Source organism: Hydrogenophaga sp. (genome assembly GCF_051007235.1).
Lineage (GTDB): Bacteria > Pseudomonadota > Gammaproteobacteria > Burkholderiales > Burkholderiaceae_C > Hydrogenophaga.
The window spans coordinates 1-11,449 of record NZ_JBPCSJ010000420.1 but is presented as its reverse complement, the minus strand read 5'-3'; the positions used below and the strand labels follow the sequence as shown (position 1 = coordinate 11,449).

Below are 11,449 nucleotides of genomic sequence, written 5' to 3'. Positions count from 1 at the left end.
AAGTACGCCTCCAGCTTGGGCATGTACTTCACCAGGAATCGCCGGTCCTGGCCGATGCTGTTGCCGCACATGGGCGAACCATTGCGGGGCACGTATTTGCCGATGAAGGCCAGCAGTTCGGCCTGGGCCTGTTCCTCGCTCACTGTGCTGGCCTTGACCTTGTCGATCAGGCCGCTCTTGCCGTGGGTGCCCTTGTTCCAGGCGTCCATGGCGTTCAGCACAGCGTCGCTCTGGTGGATCACCAGCACCGGGCCTTCGACGCGCGGCGTCAGTTGCGGGCCGGTGATCACCACGGCGATCTCCAGCAGGCGTTCTTTTTCGGGGTCCAGGCCGCTCATTTCGCAGTCCAGCCAGACGAGGTTCTGGTCGCTCTTGCTCAGGGTGGCGGCGGGTGTGGGTGTGGTGGTGTCGGTCATGCCCCGATTTTCGCCCATCGCCCCACCCGCCCCGACCACCCTGCCGCCGCCGTGTGCATCGCCGCTTCGATAGACTCGCCCCATGGATTCCACTGCCCTGACGTTCACCACCCTGGTCTGCGCCCTGCTCGTCGCGTGCCTGATCGTGCGCACCGTGCTGCTGAGCCGCCAGATCCGCCACGTTGCGCGGCACCGGGCCAGCGTACCGGCCGCATTTGCCCAGACCATCAGCACCGAAGCCCACCAGAAAGCCGCAGACTACACGCTGGCCAAGGCCCGCTTCGCCCAGCTGGACACCGCCGTGGAAGCCGCCCTGCTGCTGGGCTGGACGCTGCTGGGCGGGCTGAACGCGCTCAACCAGGCGCTGCTCGCGCTCATGGGCGGCGGCCTGTGGCAGCAATTGGCGTTGATCGGCGCCTTCGTGCTCATCGGCGGCCTGCTCACGCTGCCGCTGGCCTGGTGGTCCACCTTCCGCATCGAAGAACGCTTTGGCTTCAACAAGATGAGCCTGGGCCTGTGGCTGGGCGACCTGGCGAAAAACGCCGTGGTGGGTGCCCTGATCGGCCTGCCGATCGTGGCCCTGGTGCTGTGGCTCATGGGCGCTGCCGGCCCCACCTGGTGGCTCTGGGCCTGGGGCGTGTGGATGGGCTTCAACCTGCTGCTGCTGGTGCTGTACCCGACGCTGATCGCGCCGCTGTTCAACAAATTCGAGCCGTTGCAGGACGAGTCCTTGAATGCACGCGTGAACGCGCTCATGCAGCGCTGCGGCTTCGCCGCCTAGGGCCTGTTCGTCATGGACGGCAGCAAGCGCAGCGCGCACGCCAATGCCTACTTCACCGGCTTCGGCGCCGCCAAGCGCGTGGTGTTTTTCGACACCCTGCTGCAGCAGCTGAGCCCGCCCGAGATCGACGCCGTGCTGGCCCACGAACTGGGCCACTACAAGCGCCGCCACATCGTGCAGCGCGTGGTGCTGATGTTCGCGCTCAGCTTCGTCGGCTTTGCGCTGCTGGGCTGGCTGTCCACCCAGATCTGGTTCTACACCGGCCTGGGCGTGACGCCCGCGCTGGACGCCCCCAACCACGCCGTGGCGCTACTGCTGTTCATGCTGGTGGTGCCGCTGCTGACCTACTTCCTCTCACCGTTGATGGCGCAGCTCTCGCGCCGGCACGAGTTCGAAGCCGACGCCTACGCCGTGGCCCACACCGATGGCCGCGACCTCGCCAGCGCCTTGCTCAAGCTCTACAAGGACAACGCCAGCACCCTCACACCCGACCCGGTGTACGCGCGCTTCTACTATTCGCACCCGCCCGCCAGCGAGCGTCTGGCCCGTCTGCAATCCGCCTGAGCCACCGAACCGACATGAACCCGATCCACCAGAACCGCAAGGCCCTCTCGGCCACCCAGATCGTCAGCCAGCTGACCCAGCTCAACGGTGAAAACGCCCAGGGCTGGAAGCTGATCGACGGTGCGCTGGAAAAAACCTACACCTTCCCCGACTTCCACCGCACCATGGGCTTCGTCAACGCGCTGGCCTGGGTGGCCAACCGCGAAGACCACCACCCCGACCTGGCCGTGAGCTACGGCCGCTGCACGGTGCGTTTCAACACGCACGACGTGGACGGCATCTCGGTCAGCGACTTCTTCTGCGCCGCGGCGGTGGACGCCCTGCTGCAAGACGGCTCCGTCAACGGGCCGGCATCTTGAGCAAACGCCCTGCGCCGGCGGCCAGCGGATCGGCGGCCGTGCAACCCGGGCTGGTGGTCGCCGCCTTTGGCCGCCACTGCCTGGTCGAAAGTCCGGACGGCGAACGCCGCATCTGCCACCCGCGGGGCAAAAAGAGCCAGGTCGTCGTGGGCGACCGGGTGGACTGGCTGCCCACCGGCGACGAAGGCAGCGTTGAACGCGTGCAGGCGCGGCGCAACCTGTTTTACCGCCAGGACGAGCTGCGCACCAAGTCCTTCGCCGCCAACCTCGACCAGTTGCTGGTGCTGATCGCCGCCGACCCGGAGTTTTCCGAACGCCAGCTGGCGCGCGCCCTGATCGCGGCAGAGGCCGAACGCATCCCGGTGCTGATCGTGCTCAACAAGAGCGACCTGCAACCCGCTTTTGACCACGCGTGGGAACGGCTGGCCCCCTACCGCCGCATGGGCGCCACCGTGCTGCCGCTGCGCCTGAAGGGCGAGACCGCGGCCGGTACCGAAGCCGGCCTGGACGGGCTGCAGCAACACCTGGACGGCAAGACCACGCTGGTGCTCGGCCCTTCGGGTGTGGGCAAGAGCACGCTGGTCAACCGCCTGGTGCCGCACGCCAAGGCGCTCACAGGTGAAATCTCGCGCGCGCTGAACTCGGGCAAACACACGACCACCAGCACCACCTGGTACTGGACAGACGCGGCGAAACAGACGGCGCTGATCGACTCACCCGGGTTTCAGGAATTCGGGCTGAACCACATCGACGCCGTGCAGCTGGCGCAGTTCATGCCCGACCTGCGCGCCACGCTTGGCGACTGCCGCTTCTACAACTGCACCCACCTGCACGAGCCCGGCTGTGCGGTTCGTGCCCAGGTGCAGGGCGCCGGTGGCGCGGCAGACGCGAGCATTGGCGAAAACCGCTACCGCATTTACACCGAGCTGTTCGCCGAGCTGTCGCAGCGCCGGACGTACTGACAGACGCGGACGAAGGCCGGTCAGACCGGCAGGCGGGCCAGCGACAGCAGCGCCAGCAGCAGCATCCACAGCACCACGCTGCGCCAGACCAGACCCACCACGCTGGCCAGGTGGGCGATTTGCGGCTCGGCCCGTACCGTGCCGTCGGCCTCCTCGCCGGTTTCGCCCTCGAGCGGCGTCACCAGCCGCACACCGATGGCGCCCGAGGTGGCGGACAGCAGGATGCCGTCGCTGCCCGGGCCGTAGCGTTCGGCCTCGCCGCGCCAGCTGGCCACGGCCTCTTCAAAATTGCCCACCACCGCGAATCCCAGTGCCGTGGCCCGCGCCGGCAGGTGGTCCACCCACTGCCAGGCCTGTTCCGCGGCGCTGCGCAGGGCCACGCTGGGTGTGCCGTCGGGGCGTTCGCGCCAGCTGCGCGGCAGGTACTCGGCCATGCGGTACAGCACCGCGCCGGCGGGGCCCAGACCCAGCATCCAGCCCACCACGAACAGGGCCAGCACGCCGAACACGTGGCGGTGCGCCGCCAGCACCGACTGCTCGATCACCTGGCGCAGCAACTCGGTGCGCGGCAGGCTGGCCACGTCCACCCGTTGCCAGGCCGCCAGTTGTTCGCGCGCAGCGGCGTCGTCGCCGGCTTCCAGCGCCTGGCGGATACCGGTGAAGTGGTGGCTGAACTGGCGAAACCCCACGGTCACGTACAGCACGCCCACCATCCAGGCAAAGGCCAGCACGCTGCTGAACCACCACAGCGCCCAGTACACACCCCCGGCAACCGCGGCAGGCACCCCCACCGCCAGCACCCACGACAGCCAGCCGTGCGAGGCTTGCCCCGCGTCGAGGTTGCGCCGCACCGCGCGTGCCCAGCTGCGCAGCGCGCTGTGCACGGGGTTGTCGTACGCCAGCGGGCGGGCCTGCTCCAGCAGCAAGGCGATCAGGATGGCAAAGAAACTCATGCGGCAATGATAGTGGCGCCCCACCGGACCAATGTGCTCAGGCGCGCAGCAGGTGGTAAAAGTTGCGCAGCATGCCAGCCGTGGCCCCCCAGATGAAGCGCTCCTGCCGACCATCGTCGTAGGGCATGGAGTACCACTCCCGCACCTCGCCGTTCCACTCCATCGCATGGCGCCGGTGGTTGAGCGGGTCCATCAGAAAGTCCAGCGGCACCTCGAACACGTCGTCCACCTCGTGCGGGTTGGGCTGCAGCGTGAACCCGGGCTGCACCAGCGCCACCACCGGCGTGATGAAGAACTGCGTGCCGGTGATGTACTGCGGCAGCGCGCCCAGCACCTCCACATGCGCAGCGCTCAGGCCCGTTTCTTCTTCGGTTTCGCGCAGCGCGGCGGCCGTGGCATCGCGGTCGTCCGCGTCCACCTTGCCACCCGGAAAGGCGATCTGCCCGGAATGGGTGGACAGGTGCACCGTGCGCTGCGTCAGCAACAGGTGCAGGCGCTCGCGCATCACCAGCGGCAGCAGCACCGCTGCCGGCGCCGGTGCCCGGTCGGCGAAGCGGCGTTCCTGCACCAGTTCCGGCGTCCACACCGGCGGACGTGCAAACCGGTCGCGCAGGGCCTGGGGCGTCAGCAGCGACGGCGGCACCGCCTGCAGGCCTGCGCTGGCGGCGCCGGGCAACACGGGCACCTGGCGCGGGTCGAACGGTGGTGGGTAACGCTGGCTCATGGTCGGGGTGTGAACAGGGCAAAAAAAAGCCGCTCGGGCGAGCGGCTTTTGGGGAAGCAGGCGATCAGGCGCCCAGCTTTTCCTTGATACGTGCCGACTTGCCGCTGCGCTGGCGCAGGTAGTACAGCTTGGCACGGCGCACGTCACCGCGGCGCTTGACTTCGATCGAGGCGATCAGCGGGCTGTACAGGGGGAACGTACGCTCCACGCCTTCGCCGTTGGAGATCTTGCGCACGATGAAGCTGGAGTTCAGGCCGCGGTTGCGACGGGCCACCACCACGCCTTCGTAGGCCTGCACGCGCTTGCGGGTGCCTTCGATCACGTTCACGCTGACGATCACGGTGTCGCCAGGGGCGAACGAGGGGATGGTCTTGCCAAGGCGAGCAATTTCTTCTTGCTCAAGGGTCTGGATGAGGTTCATGGTTTCCTGTTCAACGATCGTGGCCGCGCTACACAAAAGGCTGCAATTCCCTGACCAACGCGGGGTCGGTCACCGGTCACAACGGCCGGCCAGAGGATCGAAAAGCCTTGGATTATAGCTTTTTCGGCGACCGCAGGAAAGTTTGATCGGCCCGGCTCAGCTTGCCAGCCTCTTGGGCCTGCTCCAGCAGCTCCGGGCGGCGCTCGGCCGTCAGCATCAGGCTCTGCTCGCGCCGGTAGCGGGCGATGCGTTCGTGGTGCCCGCCCAGCAGCACCTCGGGCACCGGCATCGGGCCGTTGGGCCCCTGCCACACCTCGGGCCGGGTGTGGTGCGGGCTGTCCAGCAAGCCGTCCAGCGCGGGGTTGAAGCTGTCTTGCTGGTGGCTGCCCTCATCGCCCAGCACCCCCGGCATCAGCCGCGCCACCGAGTCGAGCAGGGCCAGGGCCACGATCTCGCCGCCCGAGAGCACAAAATCGCCCAGGCTGATCTGCCGATCCACACAGGCGTCGATGAAGCGCTGGTCGATGCCTTCGTAGCGCCCACAGACCAGCACCGCGCCCTCGCTGTGGGTCCATTCGGTGGCCATGGCGTGGTCCAGCCGCTGGCCGATGGGTGAGAACAGCACCACCGGCGCATAGGCGTCAACCGCTTCGGCGCGATCGGCACGAATGGCCTGCAGGCAGCGCCACAGCGGCTCGGCCATCATGACCATGCCCGGGCCACCGCCGAACGGCCGGTCGTCCACACGGCGGTAGTTGCCCTCGGCAAAGTCGCGCGGGTTCCACAGGCGCACATCGACCTGCCGGGACTCGAACGCGCGCCGGTTGATGCCGCTCTTGAAGAACGGCTCGAACAACTCAGGAAACAGGGTGATGACGTCAAAGCGCATGGCGCGCCTGCGTCAGTAGTCGGTCTGCCAGTCGGCGGTGATGCGGCGCGCCTTCAGGTCCACGTCGTCGATATAGGCGGCGACAAAGGGGACCATGCGCTCGGCGGTCTTGTCCACGCCGTCCACGGTCTCGGTGTATTCCATCACCAGCACCGAGTTTGGACCGGTGGGCATGAGGTCGCGCACCACACCCAGGTGCACGCCTTCGCGGTTGACCACGTCCAGGCCGATCAGGTCGACCCAGTAGTACTCACCATCGGCCGCGGGCGGGAAGGTGCTGCGGGGCACGCTGATGCGCACGCCCCTCAGGGCTTCGGCCGCGCTGCGGTCGTCCACGCCATCCAGGCGGGCGACGATACCGTCCGAATGGGTTTTGATGTCGGCCACCTGCACCTGCACATGGCCCGTATACGCCGAAAAGCCGCGCGAGAAGCGGGCTTCGGGCGGCTGCAGGTACCAGGCGGTCGATGCAAGCAGTGCCGAGGTATCGGCACTGTGGGGGTGGATGCGAACCCACCCCTTGACGCCCCAAGCCTCCTGGATGCGGCCCAACTCGACAGCGTCGTCCGGCAAGGACGTGGCGGCAAAGGGGCTGCTGGACATGCGTTCGGGGCGACGGGTGGCCGGCCCTTGCGGACCGGCCGGACCGCCATCAGGCGGCGGTCTTGGCGGCGGCTTGCTTGACCAGGCGGGCCACCGTGTCCGACGGCTCGGCGCCGACGCCGGTCCAGTAGGTCAGGCGGTCGGTGGCGATGCGCAGGGGCTCTTCACCACCGCGGGCCAGGGGGTTGTAGAAACCGATGCGCTCGATGAAGCGGCCGTCGCGGCGGTTGCGCTTGTCGGCGACCACGATGTTGTAGAACGGACGGGCTTTGGCGCCGCCGCGGGAGAGTCGAATGACGACCATGATTTATCCTTCGGGTGGTGGTGAACACCGGCACAACACGTGCCGGCGTTTTCCCGCAGCGCTTGAGACACACGACTGACCACCCGGCCAGCGAAACGCTGCAAAGCCTGCCATTATAGCCAGCCCGCTCCGAATCCAAAGGAGCTTTGTTTTCTCTTCCCCTCCCATGCCCCTGATCCGCCCCAGCCGCGACGAAGACATCGACGCCATCGCCCGCATTTACGGCCACCACGTGCAACACGGCACCGGCACCTTTGAAACCACACCGCCTACCCCCGCCGAGATGGCGACGCGCCGCGCCGACGTGCTGGGCAAAGGCCTGCCCTGGCTGGTGGCCGAAGAGGCGGACCAGGTGATCGGCTTTGCGTACGGCAACTGGTTCAAGCCGCGCCCGGCCTACCGCTTCTCGGTCGAAGACTCGATCTACCTCGCGCCGGAAGCCGCCGGCAAGGGCCTGGGCCGCGCGCTGCTGGCCGAACTGCTGGCCACGCTGGAACGCGGTGGCGTCCGCAAGGTCATGGCGGTGATCGGCGATTCGGCCAACGCCGGTTCGATCGGCGTGCACACCGCGCTGGGCTTCACACACGTGGGCGTGGTCAAGTCCTGCGGCTGGAAATTCGACCGCTGGCTGGACATCGTACTGATGGAAAAGACCCTGGGCCTGGGCGACAGCACCGCCCCGGTGGACCCGCAAGGCCCGGCATGAAGCCCCGCAACAAGACCGTCACCGTCTGGCTGGCCCTGCTGGGGGGCAGCATGGGCCTGCACCGCTTCTACCTGCGCGGCCTGGGCGACTGGATCGGCTGGCTGCATCCGATCGCAGCGGCCGTGGGCTGGATGGGCGTGGAACGGGTGCAGCAATACGGCCAGGACGACCATCTCTCGTGGGTGATGATTCCCTTCCTGGGCCTGAGCATTGCCGTCGCCTGCCTGACCGGCATCGTCTACGCGCTGGCCGACCGCGCGAAATGGAACGGCTGGTTCAACCCGGGCGCCGATGCCGAGCACCCTGCCGGCGGCACCAACTGGCTGACCATCGGCGCGCTGGTGTTTTCGCTCATGTTCGGCACGGTGGCCTTCATGGGCAGCCTGGCGTTCGGCATCCAGCGTTACTTCGAATACCAGGTCGAAGAGGCCAAGAAGATCAGCCAGTAGGCTGACCCACCCCGCGCCGTGCTGCGCGCGTCACCCCTCAAGGGGCAACACCTGCAGCCCGGCAAAGCCGGTTTCGCGGTGTTCTGGAACCACTCCCCTGCGCTCAGTTCAGCCAAGACATCAGCAGCATCACCGCGCTGAGCGTGAACAGCGCCAGCACGGTGGACACGCCCATGCCGGCGGTGGTGGTTTCCTGCGCAACCTCGTAGCGCTGTGCGAACAAAAAGACGTTGGCGCCCATGGGCAGGGCGGCGGCGACCACCATCACGGTCAGCGGCAGGCCGGTGATGCCCACGGCCCAGGCCGACAGACCCACCAGCAGTGGCAACACCAGGTTCTTGGACAGCGTGATCCACAAAGAGGGCAGCAGCTGGCCGCGCAGCGGCGTGCGCGCCAGGGTCACGCCCACGAGCACCAGCGCGATGGGGCCGAAGGCGCTGCCCAGCAGCTGCAAGGGCTTGTCCACCACCGCGGGCAGCGCCCAGCCGGTTTGCGCAAACAGCAGGCCGCTCAAGATGGGCAGCGGGATCGGGTGGATGAGCGCGCCCTTGAAGGCCGACCAGGCGGTTTGCAGCACGTGCGGCGCGCGCTCGCCACCGGCGCGGGCTTCTTTGGCGACGACCAGCTCCAGCACCACCGAGCCCACCGTCAGCAAGATGAGCGCGTGCACCGACACCAGGGTGAGCAGCGTCACCAGCGCGGCCTTGCCGTAGGCCAGTTCCACCAGGGTGATGCCGATCATCACCATGTTGGAAAACACCCCGCCCAGGGCCAACACCACGCTGGTGCGGTTAAAGCCGCGCCAGGCGATGGACACGCCCAGCAGCAGTAACGCCGCCGGAAAGTAGGCTAGCAAGGGCCGCAGGTCGAGCGACTCCACGTGCACGCCGCTCATGGTGCGGAACAGCAGCGCCGGAATGAGCAGCAGGAAAACGAGGTTGGAGAGGTCGCGCACCGCCGATTCGCGGATCCACTGCAGCCGCCCGGCCAGGTAGCCGGCGGCGATGAGCAGGAACACGGGGGTGAGGGAGGCGACGACGGGGTGGCTGGCAAGGTTCACCGGGTCGATGGTAGCGGCGGGCACCGCACCGGGGCTGTCACGGCGCTGTCACGGCCCTCTGCGGCAGAGGTTCATTTCACGCCCACCGCGTCGGTGAAGCGGTAGTACAGGCCGTAGGGATCGTTCTGCAGCACATGGAACTTGCCCTCGACCACCACGGCGTTCAGGCTGTACTTCACCGGCTGCACGGTGCGCACTTCCACCATGCTCTCCGGCCCGCCGGGCGTGCAGAACGAGCAGGTCAGGGGCACCGAGGACAGCAGGAAGTGGCGCTGCTGCTCGCCCGGCCCGAGCGGCATCATGAAGCCTTGCAGCCGGACTGTTTGCTGGTTCAGCGCCAGCACCGCCGGCGTGTACACCGGCACGATGCGCTTGTTCTGCACCACCGTCTTCACATCGGTCAGCACCGACCAGGCCACCACATCCGAACGCGGCTTGAGCGGCGCGAACGGACTGAGCGGGCTGTGCACCCCCGCACCCTGCCCGTGCGGCAGCGCCGACGGTGTGCCCACGGGCGAAGACAGTGAGGGTGTGCCCATGGGCGAGCTCAGCACCTGGGCTGCTGCGGACAACGCGAAGCCCAGCGCAGGCAAAACGGAAGAACGGGCGAGCAGTTTCATGTGATCGAAGGGTAGTCATCCAGAAGGCACCGCGGAACCGGCTTGGCCGGGCCGCTGGTGCCGCCCCCTGGGGGGTGACGCCGAAGGCGGCGCAGGGGGGAACGCTCAGTGCACATGCCGCATGCCGCAGTACTTGCCGATCGCCAGACCCTTGCAGGCGGTCTGGAGTTCCGCCATGCAGACCTCCTCTTTCTTGCCGGCTTCCAGGCACTTGGCCGCGCCTTCGTGGGCAGCCGCCATGGCGCGGTGGCGGGCGATGTCTTCCTTGGTGTCCTTGTCGGAGTGCTGGGCGAGAGCGGCCGTCGACAGCAGCGCCAGCGTCAGGGAAAGCAAGTGTTTTGTCATGCGGTTTACCTCGTTTGCAAAAGAGACGTCACGTCAACCCGGTAGGCGCTGATCGCCGGCACAGCGGCCGCGGTCAGCGCCACCCCCAGAGCGGCCAGCGGCACCCCTGCCAGCGCGGGCGGCCAGTGCCAGCCGCCCAGGGCCCGGCCCTGGTCGGCCATCCAGAGCCAGCCCAGCAGGGCCGTCAGACCCTGCGCAGCCAGCAGCCCCAGCGCACTGGCCAGCAGGGCCAGCCACAGCGCTTCGCACAGCAGCAGGGCGCCCACCTTCCAGGGCGGCGAGCCCAGCATGCGCAGCAGGGCGATGTCGGCCCGGCGCTCGCGCACCGCGCTCCAGAGCGCGATGAAGACCGACAGCGCCGCCACCAGCAGCAGCACCGCGCCCAGGCCCTGCAGCGCCCGCGTGCCCACGCCCACCAGGGACAGCAGGCGCGTGATTTCCATCGCGGGGGCGGCGGCCTGCATCTTCGTGGTGGCGTTGACGAAGCGCGGAAAACCGATCGCCGCCATCGGCGTGTTGTAGCGCACCAGGGCCAGCGTCACCTCGCGCTCGGCTTCGATGGCCTCGCGGTCTTCGGGTGTCAGGCTCTCGAACTCGCCGGGCGCCAGCCCTTCGTGCACGGCCCACACCGAGGCGGTGTCGGTCAGCACCAGCCGGTCCAGCACGCAGGCGCAAGGGGCGAGCACGCCGACCACGGTGTAGGGGGTGTCGGCGTGTTGGTGACCGCCGCCGCCCAGGCCGTGCGACCCGGTGAAGGCCTGGCCCAACTGCAGGCCGGTGGCCTGCGCCACCTGCGCGCCCAGCACCGCCTGCATCGGCGCACGCCACAACGCGCCCTGCGCCAGCGTGGCGCCGTAGTGCGCGGGGTAGGCGTGGCTGCTGCCGACGATGCGAAAACCCGCCACGCTGTCGCCCAGGCTGAGCGGAATGACCTGCGCCACCTGCGGGTGCGAAGCCAGCGCCTGCACCTCGGCCAGCGGCACGTTGCCCGGTGGCACGTCCAGGTGGAACACGCCGGCCAGGATGAGCTGCAGCGGGCTGCCTTTGGCTCCCACCACCACGTCGATGCCGGCCAGATCGCGCTCGAAGGCGTGGTCGATCCGGTCCTGCGCGATCAGCACGAAGGCCATGGTGGCCAGGCCCAGCGTGAGCAGCAGCAGGTTCAGTGCCGTGGCCAGGGGACGCGACCACAAATAGCGCCAGGAGAGTTGCAGCAGCGTCACGCGGTGGCCTCCGGCAGCCGGTCCAGGTCCAGCACCTGCGCCTGGGGCATGGCCACCACCACGCGCGCAT

At 68.2% G+C, this 11,449-nt stretch carries 15 protein-coding genes and 1 pseudogene; 5 read left to right on the top strand and 11 right to left on the bottom strand.

From position 1 onward, the window contains the following. The coding region (gene orn / locus ACR2JA_RS15050; RefSeq protein ID WP_434009892.1) for an oligoribonuclease at positions 1–416 on the bottom strand (416 nt) is incomplete at its 3' end. Positions 417–498: 82 nt separating this feature from the next. Here orn and ACR2JA_RS15045 point away from each other — a divergent pair. From ACR2JA_RS15045 to rsgA, 3 genes and pseudogenes are all read left to right on the top strand, one after another. Continuing rightward, positions 499–1,761, top strand: a pseudogene (locus ACR2JA_RS15045) (M48 family metallopeptidase). A gap of 14 nt (positions 1,762–1,775) precedes the next feature. Continuing rightward, entirely contained in the window at positions 1,776–2,120 is a 345-nt protein-coding gene (locus tag ACR2JA_RS15040; RefSeq protein WP_434009891.1) for a 4a-hydroxytetrahydrobiopterin dehydratase, read from the top strand. Beyond that, the gene (gene rsgA / locus ACR2JA_RS15035; protein WP_434009890.1) at positions 2,117–3,082 is read left to right on the top strand and encodes a ribosome small subunit-dependent GTPase A; all 966 of its coding nucleotides are present in this window, start codon (positions 2,117–2,119) and stop codon (positions 3,080–3,082) included. The genes ACR2JA_RS15040 and rsgA overlap by 4 nt, the downstream gene beginning before the upstream one ends. Before the next feature lie 20 nt (positions 3,083–3,102). On the opposite strand, the gene ACR2JA_RS15030 is transcribed toward rsgA, so the two are convergent. The 6 genes from ACR2JA_RS15030 to rpsP form a co-directional block, all read right to left on the bottom strand. Beyond that, on the bottom strand, positions 3,103–4,035 hold the full coding sequence (locus ACR2JA_RS15030; RefSeq protein ID WP_434009889.1) for a CobD/CbiB family protein: 933 nt from the start codon (positions 4,033–4,035) through the stop codon (positions 3,103–3,105). Positions 4,036–4,072: 37 nt separating this feature from the next. After that, the gene (locus ACR2JA_RS15025; protein ID WP_434009888.1) at positions 4,073–4,759 is read right to left on the bottom strand and encodes a CoA pyrophosphatase; all 687 of its coding nucleotides are present in this window, start codon (positions 4,757–4,759) and stop codon (positions 4,073–4,075) included. Between the two features lie 64 nt (positions 4,760–4,823). Continuing rightward, the gene (gene rplS, locus ACR2JA_RS15020) at positions 4,824–5,180 is read right to left on the bottom strand and encodes a 50S ribosomal protein L19 (protein ID WP_434009887.1); all 357 of its coding nucleotides are present in this window, start codon (positions 5,178–5,180) and stop codon (positions 4,824–4,826) included. Between the two features lie 112 nt (positions 5,181–5,292). Next, positions 5,293–6,069 carry a tRNA (guanosine(37)-N1)-methyltransferase TrmD gene (gene trmD / locus ACR2JA_RS15015; RefSeq protein WP_434009886.1) on the bottom strand — a complete coding sequence of 259 codons (777 nt, stop codon included), beginning with the start codon at positions 6,067–6,069 and terminating at the stop codon, positions 5,293–5,295. Between the two features lie 12 nt (positions 6,070–6,081). Continuing rightward, positions 6,082–6,672 (bottom strand): ribosome maturation factor RimM, encoded by a 591-nt coding sequence (rimM, locus tag ACR2JA_RS15010; RefSeq protein WP_434009885.1) that lies wholly within the window; start codon positions 6,670–6,672, stop codon positions 6,082–6,084. 49 nt (positions 6,673–6,721) lie between these two features. After that, positions 6,722–6,976 (bottom strand): 30S ribosomal protein S16, encoded by a 255-nt coding sequence (gene rpsP / locus ACR2JA_RS15005; protein ID WP_434009884.1) that lies wholly within the window; start codon positions 6,974–6,976, stop codon positions 6,722–6,724. Positions 6,977–7,142: 166 nt separating this feature from the next. On the opposite strand from rpsP, the gene ACR2JA_RS15000 reads away from it, so the two are divergent. Both ACR2JA_RS15000 and ACR2JA_RS14995 read left to right on the top strand, forming a co-directional pair. Then, the gene (locus ACR2JA_RS15000; protein ID WP_434009883.1) at positions 7,143–7,682 is read left to right on the top strand and encodes an N-acetyltransferase family protein; all 540 of its coding nucleotides are present in this window, start codon (positions 7,143–7,145) and stop codon (positions 7,680–7,682) included. Continuing rightward, entirely contained in the window at positions 7,679–8,131 is a 453-nt protein-coding gene (locus ACR2JA_RS14995) for a hypothetical protein (protein ID WP_434009882.1), read from the top strand. Before ACR2JA_RS15000 ends, ACR2JA_RS14995 begins: the two co-directional genes overlap by 4 nt. Before the next feature lie 103 nt (positions 8,132–8,234). Here ACR2JA_RS14995 and ACR2JA_RS14990 read toward each other — a convergent pair whose 3' ends face one another. From ACR2JA_RS14990 to ACR2JA_RS14975, 4 genes are all read right to left on the bottom strand, one after another. Then, positions 8,235–9,191, bottom strand: coding sequence for an AEC family transporter (locus ACR2JA_RS14990; protein WP_434009881.1), 957 nt, complete (start codon positions 9,189–9,191; stop codon positions 8,235–8,237). Between the two features lie 71 nt (positions 9,192–9,262). After that, positions 9,263–9,811 (bottom strand): DUF3299 domain-containing protein, encoded by a 549-nt coding sequence (locus tag ACR2JA_RS14985; RefSeq protein ID WP_434009880.1) that lies wholly within the window; start codon positions 9,809–9,811, stop codon positions 9,263–9,265. A 105-nt stretch (positions 9,812–9,916) separates the two neighbouring features. Continuing rightward, the gene (locus tag ACR2JA_RS14980) at positions 9,917–10,156 is read right to left on the bottom strand and encodes a hypothetical protein (RefSeq protein WP_434009879.1); all 240 of its coding nucleotides are present in this window, start codon (positions 10,154–10,156) and stop codon (positions 9,917–9,919) included. A gap of 5 nt (positions 10,157–10,161) precedes the next feature. After that, a complete protein-coding gene (locus tag ACR2JA_RS14975) occupies positions 10,162–11,379 on the bottom strand; it encodes an FtsX-like permease family protein (RefSeq protein WP_434009878.1) in 1,218 nt (405 codons plus the stop codon). Positions 11,380–11,449 lie beyond the last annotated feature (70 nt).